Consider the following 23,743-nt stretch of genomic DNA (forward strand, 5'->3'; position numbering starts at 1 on the left):
AACATGGTGCTGATGATTGTCAGCGGTCGTTCAGGGTCGGGGAAATCCGTTGCTCTGCGCGCGCTGGAAGACATGGGTTTTTACTGCGTCGATAACCTGCCGGTCGTGTTATTGCCCGATCTGGCACGCACGTTAGCGGAGAGACAAACCTCCGCCGCCGTCAGTATCGACGTTCGTAACATGCCGGAATCGCCAGAGATCTTCGAACAGGCAATGAGTAACCTGCCTGACGCGTTCTCGCCTCAGCTGCTGTTCCTTGATGCCGACCGCAATACCCTGATCCGCCGCTACAGCGACACCCGTCGTCTGCATCCGCTTTCCAGCAAGAATCTCTCGCTGGAGAGCGCCATCGACGAAGAGAGCGATCTACTTGAGCCGCTGCGCTCTCGTGCCGATCTGATTGTCGACACCTCAGAGATGTCCGTTCACGAGCTGGCGGAAATGCTGCGAACCCGGCTGCTGGGCAAACGCGAGCGCGAGCTGACGATGGTGTTCGAATCCTTCGGCTTTAAGCACGGTATTCCGATTGATGCGGACTATGTTTTCGACGTGCGCTTCCTGCCGAACCCGCACTGGGATCCTAAACTGCGTCCAATGACCGGTCTGGATAAGCCCGTGGCGGCGTTCCTCGACCGACACACAGAAGTTCACAATTTTATCTACCAGACGCGAAGCTACCTTGAGCTATGGTTACCTATGCTGGAGACAAACAATCGTAGCTACCTGACAGTGGCGATTGGCTGTACCGGCGGTAAACATCGTTCGGTCTACATCGCCGAACAGCTGGCCGACTATTTCCGCTCGCGCGGTAAGAACGTTCAGTCCCGTCATCGCACGCTGGAAAAACGTAAAACATGACCGTAAAACAAACCGTTGAGATCACCAATAAGCTGGGCATGCATGCACGCCCGGCGATGAAGCTGTTTGAGCTGATGCAGGGTTTCGATGCAGAAGTGCTGCTGCGTAATGACGAAGGCACCGAAGCGGAAGCCAACAGCGTGATTGCGCTGCTGATGCTGGACTCCGCCAAAGGGCGTCAGATTGAGGTTGAAGCCACCGGTCCTCAGGAAGAGGAAGCTCTGGCAGCGGTAGTTGCGCTGTTTAACGCCGGGTTCGACGAAGATTAGGCCTGCTATTCTGGCGGGTGGCGCTGCGCTTACCCGCCCTACATTAACGCATTTCTCTTCATAAACCCTTCCCCACCCAGCTGGCGCATCTGGCGCATGATCCACGCCTGACGGCTTCGCACGTACCCTGACGGGGCGCTGGCCTTGAAGCGGACAGGATTAGGCAGAACAGCCGCGAGCAGCGCCGCCTCCGACATGCTCAGCCTGCTGGCAGGTTTATTAAAATAGCGTTGTGATGCAGCCTCGACACCAAATACCCCGTCGCCGAACTCGGCGATATTAAGGTAAACGGTCAGAATACGCTTTTTGCTCCAGACCGTTTCCATTCCCAGGGTCAGGCCCGCTTCCAGCCCTTTTCGCACCCAGCTTCGGCCATCCCACAGGAACAGGTTTTTAGCCGTCTGCTGCGACAGCGTTGACGCACCGCGCACGCGATTTTCGTGACGTTCGTTATGGGCCAGCGCCTTTTCGATCGCGGCCACATCGAACCCCCAGTGCTCCGGGAATTTTTGATCTTCCGCCGCGATAACCGCCAGCCCCATGAACGGAGAAATTTCATCCATGCTTACCCAGTCAGAATGGGCAACATAGCCGAAATCACCGGAGAACCACGCGCTAAGCTGGCGCTCAACCATGACCGCTGAAAACGGTACCGGCAAAATGCTGAACACGGCCAGCCCGCCTCCCCAGAACACCGCCAGGACGAGAACGATGCGTAAAAGAAGGCGTTTCACCCACGCGCCTGCGGAAAACTGACGCCTCATTCCGTCAGCACCAGCACCCGGGCGACCAGCTTATCAATGCCCACGGCGGCTTCCGCAATATTCTTCGCCAGCATATACGCGGGCGTGGTGACAACTTTGTTGTCCTCATCCACCACAATGTCATCGACCGGGCACGGAACGTGTTCGCCCCCCATATCCTCGACGACCTCTGCGGTATCAATATCGGTTCCGATCGTCAGCCGTAACGGAAAATCGAAAATATTTGGCAGCATGGCCGGTGCAATACAGATAAAGCCCAGCGGCTTGCCCGCGGCATGCATCGCCAGCGTCAGCGCTTTTAGATCAGGGTCCACCGTGCATGCGGCACCTTCGGCAGCAAAGGTGCTGAGATTTTTCGCGGCGCCGAAGCCGCCCGGCACAATGAGCGCATCCAGTTCAGCGGCATCTGCCTGCGCCAGCGGATGAATCTCTCCCCGGGCAATACGCGCGGCTTCAATCAGCACGTTACGCGTTTCGGCCATCGGCTCGCCGGTCAGATGGTTAATCACATCCGACTGATTTTTGTCGGGCGCAAAACAGATAACCTCTGCTCCCTGTTTTGTCAGGGCCAGCAGCGTGATTACGGCTTCATGTATTTCTGAACCATCAAAAACACCGCATCCGCTCAGGACAACACCAATTTTTTTCATCTTGACGATCCTTCTTTGCAACTCGCTGAAGCACATTAATAATTTTGATTAAAACGCTATGCTTCACACATTTCACTGATTCATGTAACAAACCATTTAAGATTTGCTATCTTATCTGCGTGCGGCCTAAATTTTTACGGCGGCGCCCATTAGAAAATTACTTTAAAAAACAGGCGCAGCCACGATTTCCCTGGTGTTGGCGCAGTATTCGCGCACCCCGGTCTAGCCGGGGTCATTTTTTTCTGGCATCCACCCAGGCTTTAAGCACCGCAACATCGTTCTGCCACTCTTGTTTCATCTCTTCAACCCAATCACCAACGTTATCTTCCCAGGCTGGTAAATCAGGCGACTGAATCTGTTGACCCAGCTGCTGCAGGTGGCGTAACCCGACCGAGCCGGCTGCGCCTTTGATTTTATGCCCTTCTTCCACGATGCCCTTCTGGTCACGCGCCGTCAGGTTTGACTCCAGCACGCTCAGATAACCCGGCATCATTTTTTCAAACACCGCCAGGCCGTCGGTAATCAGTTTCGGGCCGACCAGATCGATATACTGCTCCAGCATCGCGGTATCGAGTATCGTTTGGGCTTTTGCGCTATCAACAGACGTCATCGTGCTCTCCTCTTCATCGTGGGTATCCCAGAACTTCTTGATCATGGCGGTCAGAGCAGGCACCGCCAGAGGCTTGCTGAGTACATCGTCCATACCGGCGTCGAGGTACTCTTTTTTATCTTTCAGGACGTTCGCCGTCAGCGCCACCAGCGGCGGCAGTTCATCAGCCGCGTACTGACGCGTCAGTTCACGCGAGATATCCAGCCCGGTCATATCCGGCAACTGAATATCCAGCAGAACGAGGTCATATTCACCCGGTGTAAACATCTCCAGCGCGGCTTTACCGGTCATCGCGACATCCACGCTGTTGCCCAGTTTTTCCAGCACCGAGCGCGCTACAATCACGTTAAGCTCAATATCCTCCACCAGCAGGACGTGCAGCGCAGGCAGCGGCATATCGTCGTTTTCAAAGGTATCCTCTACCTCTTCCGCCACCGCCGGCGCATGCACCGTCAGCGTGAAGGTTGACCCTTTGCCCGCCTGGCTGGCAACGGTGATGTCACCCCCCATGCTCTTCGCCAGCCGCTTAGACACCGCCAGGCCGATTCCGGTACCAGTGGCCGGTTTTCCACCGTTGCTGTCCTTCACCTGGTAGTACATCGCGAAAATCTTGTCCTGCTCCTCCTGCGGAATACCAATCCCGGAGTCCTCCACCTCGAAGTGCAGCATGTCCCCGTCGTCATAGCGAATACGCACCGCCACCTGCCCCTTCTGGGTAAATTTCACCGCGTTGCTGATGAGATTCCACAGGATCTGACGCAGGCGCGTGCCGTCGGTAATCACTTTATGCGGCAGCGGCAGGGTGGGATCCATGACAAAATTCAGCCCCTTCTGCTGGGCCTGCAGACCAGACAAGTTTTCCAGATCGGCAAGGAAGCTGGTGAAATCAACCGGCTGATTATCAAGCTGAACCTTTCGGCGCTCCATCTTATCCATGTCAATAATATCGTTGAAGATATTACCCAGCGTGACCGCCGAGACATGAATCGTTTTGAGGTATTTTTCCTGCTCTGCGGTCAGGTCGGTATCCAGCAGAATGCGGCTCAGCCCCACAATGCCATTAAGCGGCGTACGAAGCTCATGGCTGATGGTGGAGATGAAGGTGGTCTTGTCGCGGCTGGCGCGCTCCAGCGCATCCTGATAACGCTTACGCTCGGTAATATCACGGCCGAAGCCCATCAGGCCGTGGCGCTTCCCGACGCGGTCATAGTACGGCACCTTACGGATCTCAAAGCAGGCTTTGCGCCCGTCCGGGTAATCCAGCCACTGTTCGTAGGTCAGCGAGACGTTATGGCGGAACACTTTTTCGTCCGTCTCCATGACCTTGGCGGCCGCCTCTTCGGAGTAAACGTCCTGCGGCTTGAGGTGAATCAGCTGCTTCTCACTTTTCCCGGTCAGGAGCTCCATCGCCCGGTTACAGCCTGAAAATTCTTTATCTTCGTTACGGTAGAATACCAGATCCGGCGAAGCGTCCAGGAACGAACGCAGGAAGGAGGATTGCTGCTCAAGCTGGATCTGCGTCACCTCGCGCTCTTTCATTTCGATTTTCAGCTGTTCCAGCGTGGCCTGACGCTCTGCCTCCGCCTTCTCACGATCTGAAATTTCCTGATTCAACTGAGCAATGTTGTCTTTAAGCTGAACGTTGAGCTTCAGGTCGCGCTCGCGCATCTCCTCCAGCTTATCGACCAGTTTTGATAAGCGCTGACGGGACTCCTCCAGCTGTTCGACCACCACGGAAAGGAAATAGACCGCCCAGGGGGTAATGAGCAGGCCGAAGAAGATAGAGCGGATAACGTCGATACTCTCGACCTGACCATGCAGAACCATCGTAACGGCCATCTGCACGACAATCGCCAGAACGACCAGCGCCAGCGCCAGCAGCATGGAGAAACGCACCAGTCCAAGCTTCATCATCAGGTCGACGTAGTACTGGGCTAGCATTCGAATTTGCTTCATAGAGGATCCCTTCACGACTTTATCGCTCAATAATACTCAAATTCGAGGCGGGACGTTGAAGGTTGTGAGAAAAAGTGCGGGGTGAAACAGGAGATTAGCCTCGCCTCCGGTTCACCGGAAGCGAGGAGAGGTCAATCAGGAGCGTTTCAGCAGCAGCCAGAGGCTGATCAGGAAGAAGCTGGCGCTCGGCAGCAGCGCACCGATAATCGGCGGGATGCCATAAACCAGCGTCAGCGGACCGAAGATCTGATCGAGTACATAGAAGACAAAGCCGAAGCTAATACCGGTCACGACGCGCACGCCCATCGGCACGCTACGCAGCGGGCCGAAGATAAACGACAGCGCCATCAGCATCATCACCGCCACGGACATCGGCTGGAAGATTTTGCTCCACATGTTGAGCTGATAGCGTCCGGCATCCTGCCCGCTCGACTTCAGGTACTTCACATAGTTGTGCAAGCCGCTGATAGAGAGCGCGTCAGGATCCAGCGCAACAACCCCGAGCTTATCCGGCGTGAGGTTGGTCTTCCAGGTGCCGGTCACCGTCTGTGACCCGGTAATCTGTTTTGGATCGGTCAGGTCAGATTCATCAACCTGCGACAAACGCCACTGCTTATGTTCAGCGTCAAACTTCGCGGAAGAGGCGTGTCGGACAGACTCCAGACGGCGCTGGTCGTTGAACGCGTAGATGCTAACCCCGCCCAGTTCATCATTACCCTTTACCCGTTCGATGTAGACGAAGTTTTTCCCGTCTTTCGCCCATAAACCTTGCTGAGTCGAGAGCAGTGAACCACCGTACATTGCCTGAGCACGATAGTTACGCGCCATCTGCTCGCCCTGCGGTGCCACCCACTCGCCAATCGCCATGGTCAACAGCACCAGCGGGATTGCGGTTTTCATTACCGACAGCGCAACCTGCATACGGGTAAAGCCTGAGGCCTGCATCACCACCAGCTCGCTGCGCTGAGCCAGCATCCCCAGCCCCAGCAGCGCGCCCAGCAGGGCCGCCATCGGGAAGAAGATCTGCACATCTTTTGGCACGCTGAGCAGGGTGTACATCCCCGCACCCATCGCGTCATAGCTGCCCTGCCCGGCTTTTTTCAGCTGATCGACAAATTTGATAATGCCGGAGAGCGACACCAGCATGAACAACGTCATCATGATGGTGGTGAAAATGGTTTTACCGATATAGCGATCAAGAACGCCAAACGCCTGCATTAGATGGCTCCTTTACGCGAGAATCGGGCACGTATGCGGCGCACAGGCACCGTATCCCACAGGTTTAATGCCAGCGCCAGTAAGATGTACAGGCTGTTAACGAACCACGTCCAGACCATCGGATCCAGCTTACCCTTCGCGCCGTTAGAGCGAATCGAGGTTTGCAGCAGGAAGTAGATCAGGTAAAGCAGCATCGCTGGCAGCATAGAGAGCACGCGGCCCTGGCGCGGGTTCACCACGCTCAGCGGCACGACAATCAGTGCCATCATAAACACGGTGAATACGAGCGTAATACGCCAGTGGAACTCAGCCCGCGCTCTGTCGGTATCGGTATTCCACAGCGTGCGCATATCCATTTGCTCGGTATCCGTCGGATCGAGCGCCACCGCCTGATGACCAATAATGGCCTGATAGTTCTGGAAATCCGTAATACGGAAGTCACGCAGCATCGCGGTGCCTTCGAAACGGGTGCCTTTATTCAGCGTGACGACCTGAGAACCGTCTTTGCGCTGAGAAAGCTGGCCAGAATCGGCAACCACCACAGACGGACGCGCGTTCCCTTTAGGACGCAGCTGCGCCAGAAATACATCGTTGAATTTACTGCCGTCAACGCTCTCAATAAACAGCACGGAGTTTCCGTCAGTCGCCTGCTGGAACTGCCCCTGCGCGAGCGCCGCCATGCCGGGGTTTGCTTTCGCCTCGGCCAGCACTTCGTCCTGATGACGGGAAGACATAGGGCCCGCCCACATCACATTCACCGCCGCAACAATGCCCGTGAACAGCGCCAGTATCATCGCCGCTTTCACCAGTACGGCTTTACTCAGGCCGCAGGCATGCATCACCGTAATTTCACTCTCGGTGTACAGCTTACCGAGGGTCATCAGCAGGCCGAGGAATAGACTCAGCGGCAGAATAAGCTGCGCCATTTCCGGGATCCCCAGCCCAAGCAGGGAAAGCACCAGATTCGTTGGAATTTCGCCGTCAACGGCCGCACCGAGGATCTTCACCAGCTTCTGACAGAAAAAAATCAGCAGCAGGATGAAGAGGATCGCCAGTTGGCTTTTGAGCGTCTCCCGCACCAGATATCTTATGATTATCACTTTAAATACGCCCGTAAAAACCCGTCTCTTTGCTGGAAAATCGCTTGTTTCATGGCTTAAACGTCATTTATTCTCTTGAGTCGTCGAAATCGTCGCTAAGATTAAAACATCCGGCGGATTCACGCTTCAGGACTTTTTCTGACGTGTCGAAACCGTAGTAACGTAAGATTAACACGAAGTCACCACAACAGCGGACATGAGTTACGAAAGGTTTCAATTCTATCCGTAGCAGCCGCCGTTGTCTTTAAGATTCAGGAGCGTAGTGCATGGAGTTCAGTGTAAAAAGCGGTAGCCCGGAGAAACAGCGGAGTGCCTGCATCGTTGTGGGCGTCTTTGAACCGCGCCGACTCTCCCCGATCGCCGAGCAACTCGATAAAATCAGTGACGGCTATATCAGCGCCCTGCTGCGCCGTGGCGAACTGGAAGGCAAACCTGGGCAGACGCTGTTACTGCACCATGTTCCGAACGTCCTGTCAGAGCGTATTCTGCTGATTGGCTGCGGCAAAGAGCGCGAGCTGGATGAACGTCAGTATAAGCAGGTTATTCAGAAAACCATTAATACGCTGAATGACACCGGTTCAATGGAAGCCGTCTGCTTCCTGACCGAGCTGCATGTCAAAGGCCGTAACACCTACTGGAAAGTGCGTCAGGCCGTCGAAACGGCAAAAGAGAGCCTTTACAGCTTCGATCAGCTTAAGACCAACAAAAGCGAGCCGCGTCGCCCGCTGCGCAAAATGGTCTTTAACGTGCCAACCCGTCGCGAACTGACCAGCGGCGAGCGCGCCATCCAGCATGGTCTGGCGATTGCCGCCGGTATCAAAGCGGCAAAAGATCTCGGCAACATGCCGCCAAACATCTGTAACGCCGCCTACCTTGCCTCTCAGGCGCGCCAGCTGGCTGACTCCTACAGCAAAAACGTCATCACCCGCGTCATCGGCGAACAGCAGATGAAAGAGCTGGGGATGCACTCTTATCTGGCGGTGGGTAACGGCTCGCAGAACGAATCCCTGATGTCGGTCATCGAATACAAAGGCAATCCGTCTGAAGACGCGCGTCCGATCGTGCTCGTCGGTAAAGGGCTGACCTTTGACTCCGGCGGTATCTCCATCAAGCCTTCAGAAGGCATGGACGAGATGAAGTACGACATGTGCGGCGCGGCGGCGGTTTACGGCGTCATGCGCATGGTTGCGGAGCTTCAGCTGCCCATCAACGTAATCGGCGTGCTGGCAGGCTGCGAAAACATGCCTGGCGGTCGCGCGTATCGTCCGGGCGACGTCCTGACCACCATGTCCGGCCAGACCGTTGAGGTGCTGAATACCGACGCCGAAGGCCGTCTGGTACTCTGTGACGTGTTGACCTACGTTGAGCGCTTCGAACCAGAAGCGGTTATCGACGTGGCCACCCTGACCGGTGCCTGCGTGATTGCCCTGGGCCATCACATCACCGGCCTGATGTCGAACCACAACCCGCTGGCGCACGAGCTTATCGGCGCGTCCGAGCAGGCCGGTGACCGCGCATGGCGTCTGCCGCTGGGTGACGAGTATCAGGAACAGCTGGAGTCTAACTTTGCGGACATGGCTAACATTGGCGGTCGTCCTGGCGGCGCAATTACCGCAGGCTGCTTCCTGGCGCGCTTCACCCGTAAATATAACTGGGCGCACCTGGACATCGCGGGTACCGCATGGCGCTCCGGTAAAGCCAAAGGCGCTACCGGACGTCCGGTGGCCCTGCTGTCGCAGTTCCTGCTTAATCGTGCGGGTTTTAACGGCGACGAGTGATGTAATGTGCCGGGTGGCGGCTTCGCCTTACCCGGCCTACACGCCACTCAACCGTAGGCCGGGTAAGCGAAGCGCCACCCGGCTTTGCATTTAAATCCACGACAAGAAGCCCCATATATGAAGAATGCAACGTTCTACCTTCTGGACAACGACACCCATCAGGATGGCCTCAGCGCCGTTGAACAGCTGGTGTGTGAAATTGCCGCAGAACGTTGGCGCGCAGGTAAACGCGTACTGATTGCCTGTGAAGATGAGCAGCAGGCGATTCGCCTGGATGAAGCGCTATGGGCGCGCCCGCCGGAAAGTTTTGTTCCGCATAACCTGTCGGGCGAAGGTCCACGCGGCGGGGCACCGGTCGAAATAGCCTGGCCGCAAAAGCGCAACAGCAGCGCGCGCGATATTCTCATTAGCCTGCGGACAGACTTTGCAGATTTTGCCACCGCTTTCACAGAAGTGGTAGACTTTGTCCCTTACGAAGAATCCTTGAAACAACTGGCGCGCGAACGCTATAAAGCGTACCGCCTGGCCGGTTTTAACCTGAATACGGCAACCTGGAAATAATGGAAAAGACATATAACCCACGCGATATCGAACAGCCGCTTTACGAGCACTGGGAACAGCAGGGCTATTTCAAGCCTAACGGCGACGAAAGCAAAGAGTCCTTCTGCATCATGATCCCGCCGCCGAACGTCACCGGCAGTTTGCATATGGGGCATGCTTTCCAGCAGACCATCATGGACACCATGATCCGCTACCAGCGCATGCAGGGCAAAAACACCCTGTGGCAGGCAGGGACTGACCACGCGGGTATCGCGACCCAGATGGTGGTTGAGCGTAAAATTGCCGCTGAAGAAGGTAAAACTCGTCACGACTACGGTCGCGATGCGTTCATCGACAAAATCTGGCAGTGGAAGGCAGAATCCGGCGGCACCATTACCCGTCAGATGCGCCGTCTCGGCAACTCCGTGGACTGGGAGCGCGAACGCTTCACCATGGACGAAGGCCTGTCCAACGCCGTAAAAGAAGTGTTCGTCCGTCTGTACAAAGAAGACCTGATTTACCGCGGCAAACGCCTGGTAAACTGGGACCCGAAACTGCGCACCGCAATTTCTGACCTGGAAGTGGAAAACCGCGAGTCCAAAGGCTCCATGTGGCACATCCGCTATCCGCTGGCCGACGGCGCAAAAACCGCAGACGGTAAAGATTACCTGGTGGTGGCGACCACCCGTCCGGAAACCCTGCTGGGCGATACCGGCGTGGCCGTTAACCCGGAAGATCCGCGTTATAAAGATCTGATCGGCAAATTTGTGGTGCTGCCGCTGGTGAACCGCCGCATTCCGATTGTGGGCGACGAACACGCCGACATGGAAAAAGGCACCGGCTGCGTGAAAATCACCCCGGCGCACGACTTCAACGACTATGAAGTGGGTCGTCGTCACGCCCTGCCGATGATCAACATTCTGACCTTCGACGGCGATATCCGCGAAAGCGCAGAGGTGTACGACACCAAAGGCAACGAATCCGACGTTTACTCCAGCGAGATCCCGGCGGAGTTCCAGAAGCTTGAGCGCTTTGCTGCACGTAAAGCCATCGTAGCCGCCGTTGATGCCCTCGGCCTGCTGGAAGAGATTAAGCCTCACGATCTGACCGTGCCGTACGGCGACCGTGGCGGCGTGGTTATTGAGCCAATGCTGACCGACCAGTGGTACGTCCGTGCCGACGTGCTGGCGAAACCGGCTGTGGAAGCGGTTGAGAACGGCAGCATCCAATTCGTGCCGAAGCAGTACGAAAACATGTACTTCTCCTGGATGCGCGACATTCAGGACTGGTGTATCTCCCGTCAGCTGTGGTGGGGTCACCGCATCCCGGCATGGTACGACAACGAAGGCAACGTCTACGTTGGCCGTAGCGAAGACGAAGTGCGTCAGGAAAATAACCTGAGCGCTGACGTGGCCCTGCGCCAGGATGAAGACGTTCTGGATACCTGGTTCTCCTCCGCGCTGTGGACCTTCTCTACCCTCGGCTGGCCGGAAAACACCGACGCGCTGCGTCAGTTCCACCCTACCAGCGTAATGGTGTCCGGCTTCGACATCATCTTCTTCTGGATTGCCCGCATGATCATGATGACCATGCACTTCATCAAAGATGAAGACGGCAAGCCGCAGGTTCCGTTCCATACCGTCTACATGACCGGCCTTATCCGCGACGACGAAGGGCAGAAGATGTCCAAGTCCAAGGGTAACGTGATTGACCCGCTGGACATGGTTGACGGGATCTCCCTGGAAGACCTGCTGGAAAAACGTACCGGCAACATGATGCAGCCGCAGCTGGCTGAGAAAATCCGCAAGCGTACCGAGAAGCAGTTCCCGAACGGGATCGAATCTCACGGTACCGACGCCCTGCGCTTCACCCTGGCGGCGCTGGCCTCGACCGGTCGCGACATCAACTGGGACATGAAGCGTCTGGAAGGTTACCGTAACTTCTGTAACAAGCTGTGGAACGCCAGCCGCTTCGTGCTGATGAACACCGAAGATCAGGATTGCGGCTTCAACGGCGGCGAGATGACCCTGTCTCTGGCGGACCGCTGGATCCTGGCGGAATTTAACCAGACGGTGAAAGCCTTCCGCGAGGCGCTGGACAGCTACCGCTTCGATATCGCAGCGGGCATTCTGTATGAATTCACCTGGAACCAGTTCTGTGACTGGTATCTGGAGCTGGCGAAGCCGGTCATGAACGGCGGTTCTGAAGCAGAGCTGCGCGGCACGCGCAACACGCTGATTACCGTCCTGGAAGGCCTGCTGCGCCTGGCGCATCCGGTCATTCCATTCATCACCGAGACCATCTGGCAGCGCGTGAAGGTCATTGCGGGCATCAACGCCGATACCATCATGCTGCAGCCGTTCCCGGAATTCGATGCGGCTAAGGTTGATGAAGCCGCGTCTGCGGATACCGAGTGGCTGAAGCAGGCGATCGTTGCGGTACGTAACATCCGTGCCGAAATGAACATCGCCCCGGGTAAACCACTGGAGCTGCTGCTGCGCGGCTGCAGCGACGCTGCCGTTCGTCGCGTCACCGAGAACAACACCTTCCTGAAAACCATGGCGCGTCTGGAAAGCATCACCGTGCTGCCTGCCGATGACAAAGGTCCGGTTTCCGTGACTAAAATCATCGACGGTGCGGAGCTGCTGATCCCGATGGCGGGCCTGGTCGACAAAGACGCAGAGCTGGCGCGTCTGGCGAAAGAAGTGGCGAAAGTCGACGTGGAAATTGGCAAAATCGAAAGCAAGCTGGCGAACGAAGGCTTTGTTGCCCGCGCGCCGGAAGCGGTCATCGCCAAAGAGCGTGAGCGTCTGGTTGCCTTCGCCGATGCGAAGACCAAACTGATCGAGCAGCAGGCCGTTATCGCGGCCCTGTAATGCTTTTACCCCTTACGCTTCAGGGCGTAAGGGGTAACCTTCCTGAAAACTCCTCGCTTGCACTCCCTTTTCTGCGGTGCTATTAACAGCAACTGTGTGTCAATTTTTGTAATGAGTAATGCTATGAGCGTGATTACCCCCGTCGCGACGACGATGCGTCGGATCACTGAGCAGGACAACCCGGCTATCGCCGCCGTTATCCGTACGGTTTCTGCCGAATATGGCCTGACGGCTGATAAAGGCTACACGGTTGCCGACCCGAATCTGGACGAGCTGTTCCAGTTGTACAGCCAGCCGGGCCACGCCTACTGGGTCATTGAGCAGGACGGCCAGGTTGTGGGTGGCGGCGGCATTGCGCCGCTGAGCTGCAGCGAGCCAGATATCTGTGAGCTGCAGAAAATGTATTTCCTGCCGTCGGTTCGTGGACAGGGTCTGGCGAAGAAGCTGGCGCTGGTCGCCCTGGAGCACGCGCGCAATCAGGGTTTTAAACGCTGTTACCTCGAAACCACCGCCTTCCTCAAAGAGGCCATCGGCCTGTATGAACATCTGGGCTTTGAGCATATCGATGCGCCGCTGGGCTGCACGGGCCACGTTGACTGCGAAGTCAGAATGCTGAAAAGTCTGTAAGTTTCGTTCCTGCCCCCTTCTGTTAAGCGGCTGTAAACTGAATGCTCTACACTCTCAGTTCACACCACAACGGGGGAAACACGATGTCGAAGATAAAAAGCTACGCCGCACCGCAGGCGGGTGCAGAACTTGAGCTGTACGAGTACGATGCGGGCGAACTAAAAGCAGAAGACGTCGAAGTACAGGTTGATTACTGCGGGGTCTGCCACTCAGATCTCTCGATGATCGACAACGAATGGGGCTTCTCCAGCTATCCGCTGGTTGCCGGGCACGAAGTGATTGGCCGCGTCGTCGCGCTCGGCAGCGCCGCGCAGGACAAAGGGCTGAAGGTTGGCCAGCGCGTGGGCATTGGCTGGACAGCACGGAGCTGCGGCCACTGCGACGCCTGTATCAGCGGCAACCAGATCAACTGCCTTGAAGGCGCAGTGCCCACCATCCTGAACAAGGGCGGTTTCGCCGATAAGCTGCGCGCCGACTGGCAATGGGTCATCCCGCTGCCGGACAGCATTGATATTGAATCTGCTGGTCCACTGCTGTGCGGCGGGATCACCGTCTTTAAACCGCTGCTGATGCACCACGTCACCGCCACCAGCCGCGTGGGCGTGATCGGTATCGGCGGTCTGGGCCACATCGCCATCAAGCTGCTGCACGCGATGGGCTGTGAAGTGACGGCGTTTAGCTCGAATCCGGCGAAGGAGAAAGAAGTGCTGGCAATGGGCGCGGACAAAGTCGTGAACAGCCGCGATCCGGACGCGCTGAACGCGCTGGCTGGGCAGTTTGACCTGATCATCAACACCGTGAACGTCGATCTCAACTGGCAGCCGTACTTTGAAGCGCTGGCCTATGGCGGTAACTTCCACACCGTGGGTGCGGTGATGAAGCCGCTGCCGGTTCCGGCCTTTACCCTGATCGGTGGGGATCGCAGCGTGTCAGGCTCCGCAACCGGTACGCCATACGAGCTGCGCAAGCTGATGAAGTTTGCCGGCCGCACCAAAGTGACGCCGACCACCGAGCTGTATCCAATGTCGAAAATTAACGAAGCCATCCAGCACGTGCGCGACGGCAAAGCCCGTTATCGCGTGGTGTTGAAAGCGGATTTCTGATATGAGTTTGCCGGGTGACGGCTTCGCCTGACCCGGCCTACTTTTGCTACTGCGCCAATGTATTAAACACTTCCGCCACCGCGACCGCCCCCGGGTCCATTACCCCATCCAGATTCTCTTTATTCACATACGATGAGCGCCCTGCTCCGGCTTTCGCCATTTTCGCCGTTGCCTCCGCTCCCTGCTGCGCAGCCTGCGCTGCCGCCTGAAGATCTTTTTTCTTCAAGGCTTCCAGCGCCGGTTGCAGCGCATCGATCAGCGTACGATCGCCGAGATCTGCCCCGCCATACTGCTTCATCTGCGCCAGTCCGCTCAGCAATGCTTCAGGTAGCGGCTGTCCATCGTGAAGCTTTTGCCCCGCCGCCGTGAAGAAGATCGACATGAGTACACCGCTCGATCCGCCCATCACCGTGGCCAGTCGTTCCCCCACCAGCAACAGCAGCTTAGGCACGTCATTCAGCGGGAGAGTGTTTTCTTCCAGGCGCTGCGCAATATCCCGTGCACCTTGCGCAAACGTAGAGCCGGTATCGCCATCGCCCACTTTGGCATCCAGCGCATTCAGGCGGTTTTCAAGCTGTATGAGCGTCTTCGTCACCTGTGAAACAGACTCCTTCACCTGCGGATTGTCGGACGCGGCATATTCCACGCTATCGTGAATAGCGCTTTGCGGAACGGTACGCAGAGGGGCAAACGCCACAGGCTTCTGCCAGCCCAGCGTCTCGACCTCGGCGTGAATCGCCTTTTCAAAGTAATCGTTGAGCTTTAGCAGCGTCAGAGAAAAGCCCTTCATATCCAGCGCGCTCACCAGCGGCGCAGGGCCAATCAGGTACGCAATATTCTCTTTCAGCGCTGAATGTGCCAGCTCTTTGGTGAGAAGAGCCATCTCCAGCGCGGACACGCCGCCGAGGTTGTTGATCAGTACCGCGAAACGCCCCTCGCCCGCCTGCGCTTTGAGCGGCGTCACCAGCGTGTCGATAATCGCTTTGCTGTTTTGCGTATCAACCACCGAGGCACCCGGCTCCCCGTGGATCCCCAGCCCCAGCTCGACATGGCCCTGCTTGATGCGCCCCTCTTCATCGTCGCTGCCCGGCAGGTTGCAGGTTTGCATCGCAACGCCCAGGCTCCAGAGGTTATCGCAGGCCTGCTGCGCAATATCCCGCACCTCGCTCAGCGATTTTCCTTGCTCCGCTGCATAGCCCGCAATCTTGTGCACCAGCGCCGTGCCGGCAATGCCGCGCGGCTGATTGTTGTCGGGCAGCGCGATATCGTCCGCCACAATCACCATCTCGACCTTCAGGCCGTAGCGTTTGGCCTTTTCTGCCGCCAGGCCAAAGTTAAGCCGGTCACCGGTATAGTTTTTGACGATCAGCAGGCAGCCGCGATCGCCCGTCACCGCCACAATAGCGTTCAGCACCGCATCCACGCTCGGGGAGGCGAACAGATCGCCACACACTGCCGCCGTCAGCATGCCTTTACCGACAAATCCGGCGTGCGCCGGTTCGTGCCCGGAGCCACCGCCGGAGATCACCGCCACGCGGCTTTTATCCCAGTCGCCGCGGGCGACAACCCTGATAGCTGGATCGATATCAAGTTTGACGAGATTCGCATGTGGCGCAGAAAGCAGTATGCCTTCAATGGCGTCGTTGACCAGCTGTTTGCGATCGTTAAAGAAGAATCTGGACATTGTTTTCCACTATTTTATGAACCGTATGCAAAAGCATAGTCCGCGCTGGACAATGCGCCGCAAAGTCAGCAATTTACTCAACCATTTTGCCGTCAGGTTGCCTATACTCCACCCAGGACTAAGAGAGGAAGCGCATCATGAGTACACCATTGTTAATTGCCCGGACGCTGGAAAAAGAGCTGTATCTACAGCCCGCGATGGCGAACCGCCACGGTCTGATTACCGGCGCCACCGGCACAGGGAAAACAGTCACTCTCCAGAAGCTGGCGGAGTCACTTTCAGAGATTGGCGTGCCGGTCTTTATGGCTGACGTGAAGGGCGATTTAACCGGTGTGGCTCAGGAGGGTACCGCTTCTGAAAAACTGCTCGAACGACTGAAGAATATTGGCATTACGGACTGGACGCCGCACGGCAACCCGGTGGTGGTCTGGGACATCTTCGGTGAGAAAGGCCACCCGGTACGCGCCACCGTTTCCGATCTCGGCCCGCTGCTGCTGGCCCGCCTGCTCAACCTCAACGACGTGCAGTCCGGCGTGCTGAACATCATCTTCCGTATCGCCGACGATCAGGGGCTGCTGCTGCTCGATTTCAAAGATCTGCGCGCCATTACCCAGTACATCGGCGATAACGCCAAATCTTTCCAGAACCAGTACGGCAATATCAGCAGCGCCTCTGTCGGTGCCATTCAGCGTGGGCTACTGACGCTGGAGCAGCAGGGCGCCAAACACTTCTTCGGCGAGCCGATGCTGGATATTAAAGACTGGATGCGCACCGACAGCAGCGGCAAAGGCATCATCAACATTCTGAGTTCAGAGAAGCTCTACCAGATGCCAAAGCTTTACGCCGCCAGCCTGCTGTGGATGCTCTCTGAGCTGTACGAGCAGTTACCGGAAGCGGGCGATCTGGAAAAACCCAAACTGGTCTTCTTCTTTGACGAAGCACACCTGCTGTTTAACGACGCGCCGCAGGTGCTGCTGGATAAAATTGAACAGGTTATACGCCTGATCCGCTCCAAAGGGGTCGGCGTCTGGTTTGTGTCGCAAAACCCGTCGGATATTCCTGACAATGTGCTGGGCCAGCTGGGTAACCGCGTGCAGCACGCCCTGCGCGCCTTTACGCCGAAGGATCAGAAAGCGGTGAAAGCCGCCGCGCAAACCATGCGTGCCAATCCGGCCTTTGATACCGAAGCCGCGATTCAGGCGCTGGGCACCGGTGAAGCACTGATCTCGTTCCTGGATGCCAAGGGCAGCCCGTCCGTGGTGGAACGCGCAATGGTTATCGCGCCCTGCTCGCGCATGGGGCCGGTTACCGACGATGAACGTAACAGCCTGATTAATCACTCCCCGGTGTACGGCAAGTATGAAGACGAAGTGGATCGGGAGTCTGCGTTCGAGATGCTGCAAAAAGGGGTACAGGCAACCACCGAATCGCAGGATGCTCCACCCGCTAAGGGCCAGTCAGTCGCAGTGGATGACGGCATTCTCGGCGGGCTAAAAGACATTTTGTTTGGCACAACCGGACCGCGCGGCGGCAAGCGCGACGGCGTGGTACAGACTATGGCGAAAAGCGCCGCGCGGCAGGTCACCAATCAGATTGTGCGCGGCATGCTGGGGAGTCTGCTAGGCGGCCGCCGTCGGTAGACGGGGAACCCACGGGCGGCCCAGCGCCGAACCCTGTACGCCGTTTTCCTGAAGATAGCGGTCGATTTCCACCATCCCCGTCCACCGGTTCTCGCACCAGAGCGGTGCCAGAAGCGTTGGACGGCGGGCGCTGGCGGAGATGCGGTGGTAGACAATCTCCGGAGGCGTGTGGCGAATCATCTCTCCCGCCGTCACCGTATAGTCGTCGAGTTCGATACTGCTTAACCGACCGGCTTCCCAGGCTTTCGCCATTATGCTTCCCTTCACGATATGCAGCGGGTGCAGCTTAATGCCGTCTACGCCGGTTTCAACGACTTTTTCCAGCGTCTCCAGGCTGTGCTGCTGCCCTTCTCCGGGCAAGCCGACAATCAAATGCGAACAGACTTTCAGGCCACGCTCGCGGGCGAGACGCGTGGTGCGCTGGTAGCAGGCGAAATCATGGCCGCGGTTGATGCGGTGCAGGGTTTTATCGTGCGCGGTCTGCAGGCCCAGCTCCAGCCAGATCTCATAGCCCTTCTCTCTGTACTCGCTAAGTAAATCCAGCACCGCCTCCGGTACGCAGTCCGGGCGCGTACCCACGCACAGCCCGACAATGTTCGCCTGAGCAACCGCCTGCTGGTACATAGAACGCAGCACCTGCACCTCCGCCCACGTGCTGGTGTAGGCCTGGAAATAGGCCAGATACTGCTTCGCGCGGTTCACCAGGCTGGCCTGATGGGCGAGCTGTTCCGCGATGGATTTATGCTGCTGGGCTTCGTCAGCAAACGACGCTACGTTACAGAAGGTGCAGCCGCCGCGCCCGATGGTGCCGTCGCGATTCGGGCAGCTAAAGCCGCCGTGCAGCGTCAGCTTATGCACCTTTTGACCGTACCGCTGCAAAAGATCCCCACCAAACATATTGACTAATTTCTGTAACTGCATAATCTGATAGACCGTCCCGAAGAAAGGGGACAAGCCTGCCATTTTTAGCCTCTGTCGGCGATGACCTGGATCAATCGCCCTGGACGGCCTTTATCCATTTGAATAAATAATCACGATTACCGAGATTTCATTCACCCGCCACGTAATTACTTTTCCTTATGTTCTGATGGTTTTTTTCATTTATAGCGCCAGGACTGAAAAACAGTGATTTTATGCGGGTTCGAAGACTGCGCCAGATTATTATTCTGCCATAAAACCGCATTTCAGCACGCTGCATCAATAATACCGCTTTCATATAGTGAGTCAGATCACACTCCCCTGCACCTTCCTGGCGCTTTCAGTGGTTGTAAAATTAGCCAAATAACCAATAAAAACAAAATGATAATTACGCTTTAGCACATTTTTGTATAAATAAGATTGCCATTTGACCTGTGTACCAATTCCCGATAAGTTGGAAATCCGCTGGAAGCTTTCTGGATGAGCGGCCTGCTCATCATATTTATGCAGTAATTGAGATTCCCTCTGAAGCAAGTCCTCAAACTTGTTTACCTGCGCGAAAGGATGAAAAAGAGGGCGAATGCGAGGTCCGCGTATGAAACGCTAACCCCGTCGCCATGCTCTTTCTGCGCCTGTGCGCCACGGTAAAGTTCAGTGGGAAGCCCGACGAGCCTGGGGAGGTTCACTGATATGTTGTACGATAAATCCCTTGAGAAGGATAACTGTGGTTTCGGCCTGATCGCCCACATAGAAGGCGAACCTAGCCACAAGGTAGTGCGTACCGCTATTCACGCACTGGCCCGTATGCAGCACCGTGGCGCCATCCTGGCCGATGGTAAAACCGGCGACGGTTGCGGCCTGCTGCTGCAAAAACCGGATCGTTTCTTCCGCATCGTGGCGGAAGAGCGCGGCTGGCGTTTAGCCAAAAACTACGCTGTCGGCATGCTGTTCCTGAATCAGGATCCTGAAAAGGCTGCCGCCTCACGCCGCATCGTTGAAGAAGAACTTCAGCGCGAAACCCTGTCGATTGTCGGCTGGCGCGATGTGCCAACCAACGAAGGGGTACTCGGTGAAATCGCCCTCTCCTCGCTGCCTCGTATTGAGCAGATTTTCGTTAACGCGCCCGCGGGCTGGCGTCCGCGCGATATGGAACGCCGTCTGTTTATCGCCCGTCGCCGCATTGAAAAACGTCTCCAGGACGATAAAGAGTTCTACGTCTGTAGCCTCTCTAACCTGGTGAACATCTATAAAGGTCTGTGTATGCCGGCTGACCTGCCGCGCTTCTACCTGGACCTGGCGGACCTGCGTCTGGAATCGGCCATTTGCCTGTTCCACCAGCGCTTCTCCACCAACACCGTTCCACGCTGGCCGCTGGCTCAGCCGTTCCGCTACCTGGCGCACAACGGCGAGATCAACACCATCACCGGTAACCGTCAGTGGGCGCGTGCTCGTACCTATAAGTTCCAGACCCCGCTAATCCCTGATCTGCACGATGCCGCGCCGTTCGTGAACGAAACCGGCTCTGACTCCAGCTCCATGGACAACATGCTGGAACTGCTGCTGGCGGGCGGGATGGATATCGTGCGCGCCATGCGTCTGCTCGTGCCGCCGGCCTGGCAGAACAACCCGGATATGGATCCGGAGTTGCGCGCGTTCTTCGACTTTAACTCCATGCATATGGAGCCGTGGGACGGCCCGGCAGGTATCGTGATGTCCGACGGTCGCTTCGCTGCGTGTAACCTGGACCGTAACGGTCTGCGTCCGGCGCGCTACGTCATCACCAAAGACAAGCTCATCACCTGCGCCTCTGAAGTGGGGATCTGGGATTACCAGCCTGACGAAGTGGTCGAGAAAGGCCGCGTCGGTCCGGGCGAGCTGATGGTGATCGATACCCGCGGCGGCCGTATTCTGCACTCTGCGGAAACCGATAACGATCTGAAAAGCCGCCATCCGTATAAAGAGTGGATGGCGAAAAACGTCCGTCGCCTGGTGCCGTTCGAAGATCTGTCTGACGACGAAGTGGGCAGCCGCGAGATGGACGACGATACCCTCGCGAGCTTCCAGAAGCAGTTTAACTACAGCGCGGAAGAGCTGGACTCGGTTATTCGCGTGCTCGGCGAAAACGGCCAGGAAGCGGTCGGCTCGATGGGTGACGATACCCCGTTCGCCGTGCTCTCCAGCCAGCCGCGCATTATTTACGACTATTTCCGTCAGCAGTTTGCGCAGGTGACCAACCCGCCAATCGATCCGCTGCGTGAAGCCCACGTGATGTCGCTGGCCACCAGCATCGGCCGTGAGATGAACGTCTTCTGCGAAGCCGAAGGCCAGGCGCACCGTCTGACCTTTAAATCGCCGATCCTGCTGTACTCCGATTTCAAACAGCTCACCACCATGACCGAGGAGCACTACCGCGCCGACACGCTCGATATCACCTTCGACGTGACCGAAACGAGCCTCGAAGAGACGGTAAATGCGCTGTGTGACAAAGCCGAGCAGATGGTGCGTAACGGCACCGTTTTGCTGGTGCTGTCTGACCGTAACATTGCGAAAAACCGTCTGCCGGTGCCTGCGCCAATGGCGGTGGGAGCTATCCAGACGCGTCTGGTCGACAAGAGCCTGCGCTGCGACGCCAACATCATTGTGGAAACCGCCAGCGCCCGCGATCCGCACCACTTTGCCGTGCTGTTAGGCTTTGGTGCGACGGCGATCTACCCGTACCTGGCCTACGAAACGCTGGCCCGCCTGGTAGACACCCGCGCCATCGACAAAGACTACCGCACGGTGATGCTGAACTACCGTAACGGCATCAACAAAGGCCTGTACAAGATCATGTCCAAAATGGGCATCTCGACCATTGCCTCTTACCGCTGCTCGAAGCTGTTTGAAGCGGTCGGCCTGCACGACGAAGTCGCGAACCTCTGCTTCCAGGGCGTGGTCAGCCGCATCGGCGGCGCCGGTTTTGCTGACTTCCAGCAGGATCTGGTGAACCTGTCGAAGCGCGCCTGGCTGGCACGTAAGCCGCTGGAACAGGGCGGCCTGCTGAAATACGTTCACGGCGGCGAATATCACGCCTACAACCCGGACGTGGTGCGCACGCTGCAACAGGCGGTACAGAGCGGCGAATATAGCGATTATCAGCAGTATGCCGAGCTGGTGAACAACCGTCCGGCAGCGACGCTGCGCGACCTTATTGCCCTCAATCCGGGCGATGAAGCGGTCAGCGTTGACGAAGTTGAGCCTGCATCCGAGCTGTTCAAACGCTTCGATACCGCGGCGATGTCCATCGGCGCGCTGAGCCCGGAAGCGCACGAAGCGCTGGCGGAAGCCATGAACAGCATCGGCGGCAACTCCAACTCCGGCGAGGGCGGTGAAGATCCTGCCCGTTACGGCACCAACAAAGTGTCGCGCATCAAGCAGGTGGCGTCCGGCCGCTTTGGCGTAACCCCTGCCTACCTGGTTAACGCCGACGTGATCCAGATTAAGGTCGCTCAGGGTGCAAAACCGGGTGAAGGCGGTCAGCTGCCGGGTGATAAAGTCACCCCGTACATCGCCAAACTGCGCTACTCGGTGCCGGGCGTGACGCTGATTTCCCCGCCGCCGCATCACGATATCTACTCTATCGAGGATCTGGCGCAGCTCATTTTCGACCTGAAGCAGGTCAACCCGAAAGCGATGATCTCCGTGAAGCTGGTTTCCGAGCCGGGCGTCGGCACCATCGCCACCGGCGTGGCGAAAGCCTATGCGGATCTGATCACCATTGCCGGCTATGACGGCGGCACCGGCGCAAGCCCGCTCTCCTCCGTGAAATACGCGGGCTGCCCGTGGGAGCTTGGCCTGGTGGAAACCCAGCAGGCGCTGGTGGCTAACGGTCTGCGTCACAAGATCCGTTTGCAGGTGGACGGCGGTCTGAAAACCGGCCTCGACATCATCAAAGCGGCGATTCTGGGTGCGGAAAGCTTCGGCTTCGGTACCGGTCCTATGGTGGCGCTGGGCTGTAAATACCTGCGCATTTGCCACCTGAACAACTGCGCAACCGGCGTTGCAACCCAGGACGAGAAGCTGCGTAAGAATCACTATCATGGCCTGCCGTTCAAGGTGACTAACTACTTTGACTTCATCGCCCGTGAAACCCGCGAGCTGATGGCGCAGCTGGGCGTGAAGCGTCTGGTGGATCTGATTGGCCGTACCGACCTGCTGAAAGAGCTGGAAGGCTTCACCGCCAAGCAGCAGAAGCTGGAGCTGTCTAAGCTGCTGGAAACGGCTGAGCCGCATCCTGGCAAAGCGGTTTACTGCACCGAGAACAACCCGCCGTTCGACAACGGCGTGCTGAACGCGCAGCTGCTGCAACAGGCGAAGCCGTACGTGGACGAGAAGCAGAGCAAAACGTTCTGGTTTGATATCCGCAACACCGACCGTTCTGTCGGCGCGTCCCTCTCCGGCTACATCGCGCAAACGCACGGTGACCAGGGGCTGGCGTCGGATCCGATTACCGCGCACTTCAGCGGTACCGCGGGCCAGAGCTTTGGCGTGTGGAATGCCGGCGGCGTTGAGTTATACCTGACCGGCGATGCCAACGACTACGTCGGCAAAGGCATGGCGGGCGGTCTGCTGGCGGTGCGTCCTCCGGTCGGTTCAGCCTTCCGCAGTCATGAAGCCAGCATCATCGGCAACACCTGTCTGTACGGTGCGACCGGCGGTCGTCTGTTTGCCGCGGGCCGTGCGGGCGAGCGTTTTGCGGTGCGTAACTCCGGTGCCATCACCGTGGTGGAAGGCATCGGCGATAACGGCTGCGAATACATGACGGGCGGAATTGTGTGCGTCCTGGGTAAAACCGGCGTGAACTTTGGCGCCGGCATGACGGGCGGTTTTGCCTACGTGCTGGATGAAGACGGTGAGTTCCGCAAGCGCGTGAACCCGGAACTGGTGGAAGTGCTGGACGTTGATTCGCTGGCCATTCATGAAGAACACCTGCGCGGTTTGATTACCGAACACGTGCAGCATACCGGTTCTTCGCGCGGCGAAGAGATCCTGGCGAACTGGCCAGCGTTCTCTGCGAAATTCGCGCTGGTTAAGCCGAAGTCCAGCGATGTTAAAGCCCTGTTGGGTCACCGTAGTCGTAGCGCAGCAGAGCTGCGCGTGCAGGCGCAGTAAG

The 23,743-nt window shown here is 57.3% G+C and carries 17 protein-coding genes; 9 read left to right on the forward strand and 8 right to left on the reverse strand.

The annotated features are described in order from the left end of the window. Positions 1-3 precede the first annotated feature (3 nt). Together rapZ and npr are read left to right on the forward strand one after the other, a co-directional pair. A complete protein-coding gene (rapZ, locus tag IM265_RS13800) occupies positions 4-858 on the forward strand; it encodes an RNase adapter RapZ (protein WP_014885397.1) in 855 nt (284 codons plus the stop codon). Beyond that, complete coding sequence (npr, locus tag IM265_RS13805; protein WP_025756690.1) at positions 855-1,127, forward strand: PTS phosphocarrier protein NPr; 273 nt, start codon at positions 855-857, stop codon at positions 1,125-1,127. Before rapZ ends, npr begins: the two co-directional genes overlap by 4 nt. A gap of 38 nt (positions 1,128-1,165) precedes the next feature. Here npr and mtgA read toward each other — a convergent pair whose 3' ends face one another. The 6 genes from mtgA to IM265_RS22205 form a co-directional block, all read right to left on the reverse strand. Then, positions 1,166-1,891: a monofunctional biosynthetic peptidoglycan transglycosylase gene (gene mtgA / locus IM265_RS13810; protein ID WP_193031348.1), complete on the reverse strand. Its 726-nt coding sequence runs from the start codon at positions 1,889-1,891 to the stop codon at positions 1,166-1,168. Next, positions 1,888-2,541, reverse strand: coding sequence for an isoprenoid biosynthesis glyoxalase ElbB (elbB, locus tag IM265_RS13815; RefSeq protein WP_136343829.1), 654 nt, complete (start codon positions 2,539-2,541; stop codon positions 1,888-1,890). Before elbB ends, mtgA begins: the two co-directional genes overlap by 4 nt. A 232-nt stretch (positions 2,542-2,773) precedes the next feature. Further along, on the reverse strand, positions 2,774-5,107 hold the full coding sequence (gene arcB / locus IM265_RS13820; RefSeq protein WP_045260464.1) for an aerobic respiration two-component sensor histidine kinase ArcB: 2,334 nt from the start codon (positions 5,105-5,107) through the stop codon (positions 2,774-2,776). A 135-nt stretch (positions 5,108-5,242) separates the two neighbouring features. Continuing rightward, positions 5,243-6,325, reverse strand: coding sequence for an LPS export ABC transporter permease LptG (lptG, locus tag IM265_RS13825; RefSeq protein ID WP_028014575.1), 1,083 nt, complete (start codon positions 6,323-6,325; stop codon positions 5,243-5,245). Next, positions 6,325-7,425, reverse strand: a complete 1,101-nt coding sequence (gene lptF, locus IM265_RS13830; RefSeq protein ID WP_193031346.1) for an LPS export ABC transporter permease LptF — start codon at positions 7,423-7,425, stop codon at positions 6,325-6,327. The genes lptG and lptF overlap by 1 nt, the downstream gene beginning before the upstream one ends. A gap of 63 nt (positions 7,426-7,488) precedes the next feature. Further along, complete coding sequence (locus tag IM265_RS22205; protein ID WP_213743486.1) at positions 7,489-7,548, reverse strand: hypothetical protein; 60 nt, start codon at positions 7,546-7,548, stop codon at positions 7,489-7,491. Positions 7,549-7,691: 143 nt separating this feature from the next. Between IM265_RS22205 and pepA the strand changes: the two genes are divergently transcribed. The 5 genes from pepA (at position 7,692) to IM265_RS13855 (ending at position 14,349) form a co-directional block, all read left to right on the forward strand. Further along, positions 7,692-9,203 (forward strand): leucyl aminopeptidase, encoded by a 1,512-nt coding sequence (gene pepA / locus IM265_RS13835; protein ID WP_028014577.1) that lies wholly within the window; start codon positions 7,692-7,694, stop codon positions 9,201-9,203. 117 nt (positions 9,204-9,320) lie between these two features. Next, on the forward strand, positions 9,321-9,764 hold the full coding sequence (holC, locus tag IM265_RS13840) for a DNA polymerase III subunit chi (RefSeq protein ID WP_003861884.1): 444 nt from the start codon (positions 9,321-9,323) through the stop codon (positions 9,762-9,764). Then, complete coding sequence (locus IM265_RS13845) at positions 9,764-12,619, forward strand: valine--tRNA ligase (RefSeq protein WP_045630735.1); 2,856 nt, start codon at positions 9,764-9,766, stop codon at positions 12,617-12,619. The genes holC and IM265_RS13845 overlap by 1 nt, the downstream gene beginning before the upstream one ends. 123 nt (positions 12,620-12,742) lie before the next feature. Beyond that, the gene (locus IM265_RS13850; protein WP_193031345.1) at positions 12,743-13,246 is read left to right on the forward strand and encodes a GNAT family N-acetyltransferase; all 504 of its coding nucleotides are present in this window, start codon (positions 12,743-12,745) and stop codon (positions 13,244-13,246) included. 83 nt (positions 13,247-13,329) lie between these two features. Then, positions 13,330-14,349 (forward strand): NAD(P)-dependent alcohol dehydrogenase, encoded by a 1,020-nt coding sequence (locus IM265_RS13855; RefSeq protein WP_028014580.1) that lies wholly within the window; start codon positions 13,330-13,332, stop codon positions 14,347-14,349. Positions 14,350-14,395: 46 nt separating this feature from the next. Here IM265_RS13855 and IM265_RS13860 read toward each other — a convergent pair whose 3' ends face one another. Continuing rightward, positions 14,396-16,033 carry a dihydroxyacetone kinase subunit DhaK gene (locus tag IM265_RS13860; RefSeq protein WP_193031343.1) on the reverse strand — a complete coding sequence of 546 codons (1,638 nt, stop codon included), beginning with the start codon at positions 16,031-16,033 and terminating at the stop codon, positions 14,396-14,398. Between the two features lie 137 nt (positions 16,034-16,170). Between IM265_RS13860 and IM265_RS13865 the strand changes: the two genes are divergently transcribed. After that, the gene (locus tag IM265_RS13865; RefSeq protein ID WP_193056011.1) at positions 16,171-17,673 is read left to right on the forward strand and encodes a helicase HerA-like C-terminal domain-containing protein; all 1,503 of its coding nucleotides are present in this window, start codon (positions 16,171-16,173) and stop codon (positions 17,671-17,673) included. Here the strand turns inward: IM265_RS13865 and IM265_RS13870 are convergent. Continuing rightward, on the reverse strand, positions 17,653-18,594 hold the full coding sequence (locus IM265_RS13870) for a TIGR01212 family radical SAM protein (RefSeq protein WP_100170953.1): 942 nt from the start codon (positions 18,592-18,594) through the stop codon (positions 17,653-17,655). The genes IM265_RS13865 and IM265_RS13870 overlap by 21 nt on opposite strands. 687 nt (positions 18,595-19,281) lie before the next feature. Here IM265_RS13870 and gltB point away from each other — a divergent pair. Then, positions 19,282-23,742 (forward strand): glutamate synthase large subunit, encoded by a 4,461-nt coding sequence (gene gltB / locus IM265_RS13875; protein WP_193031339.1) that lies wholly within the window; start codon positions 19,282-19,284, stop codon positions 23,740-23,742. The last annotated feature ends 1 nt before the right edge of the window (position 23,743 follow it).

Origin of the sequence: Enterobacter cloacae complex sp. P17RS (genome assembly GCF_014895885.1) — a bacterium.
GTDB classification, from domain to species: Bacteria; Pseudomonadota; Gammaproteobacteria; order Enterobacterales; family Enterobacteriaceae; genus Enterobacter; species Enterobacter bugandensis.

What these genes read in the sequence shown, in the direction of transcription:
- rapZ (WP_014885397.1), top strand. Translation starts at nt 4, where the DNA reads ATGGTGCTGATGATTGTCAGCGGTCGTTCAGGGTCGGGGAAATCCGTT.
- npr (WP_025756690.1), top strand. Translation starts at nt 855, where the DNA reads ATGACCGTAAAACAAACCGTTGAGATCACCAATAAGCTGGGCATGCAT.
- mtgA (WP_193031348.1), bottom strand. Translation starts at nt 1,891, where the DNA reads ATGAGGCGTCAGTTTTCCGCAGGCGCGTGGGTGAAACGCCTTCTTTTA.
- elbB (WP_136343829.1), bottom strand. Translation starts at nt 2,541, where the DNA reads ATGAAAAAAATTGGTGTTGTCCTGAGCGGATGCGGTGTTTTTGATGGT.
- arcB (WP_045260464.1), bottom strand. Translation starts at nt 5,107, where the DNA reads ATGAAGCAAATTCGAATGCTAGCCCAGTACTACGTCGACCTGATGATG.
- lptG (WP_028014575.1), bottom strand. Translation starts at nt 6,325, where the DNA reads ATGCAGGCGTTTGGCGTTCTTGATCGCTATATCGGTAAAACCATTTTC.
- pepA (WP_028014577.1), top strand. Translation starts at nt 7,692, where the DNA reads ATGGAGTTCAGTGTAAAAAGCGGTAGCCCGGAGAAACAGCGGAGTGCC.
- holC (WP_003861884.1), top strand. Translation starts at nt 9,321, where the DNA reads ATGAAGAATGCAACGTTCTACCTTCTGGACAACGACACCCATCAGGAT.
- IM265_RS13845 (WP_045630735.1), top strand. Translation starts at nt 9,764, where the DNA reads ATGGAAAAGACATATAACCCACGCGATATCGAACAGCCGCTTTACGAG.
- IM265_RS13850 (WP_193031345.1), top strand. Translation starts at nt 12,743, where the DNA reads ATGAGCGTGATTACCCCCGTCGCGACGACGATGCGTCGGATCACTGAG.
- IM265_RS13855 (WP_028014580.1), top strand. Translation starts at nt 13,330, where the DNA reads ATGTCGAAGATAAAAAGCTACGCCGCACCGCAGGCGGGTGCAGAACTT.
- IM265_RS13860 (WP_193031343.1), bottom strand. Translation starts at nt 16,033, where the DNA reads ATGTCCAGATTCTTCTTTAACGATCGCAAACAGCTGGTCAACGACGCC.
- IM265_RS13865 (WP_193056011.1), top strand. Translation starts at nt 16,171, where the DNA reads ATGAGTACACCATTGTTAATTGCCCGGACGCTGGAAAAAGAGCTGTAT.
- IM265_RS13870 (WP_100170953.1), bottom strand. Translation starts at nt 18,594, where the DNA reads ATGCAGTTACAGAAATTAGTCAATATGTTTGGTGGGGATCTTTTGCAG.
- gltB (WP_193031339.1), top strand. Translation starts at nt 19,282, where the DNA reads ATGTTGTACGATAAATCCCTTGAGAAGGATAACTGTGGTTTCGGCCTG.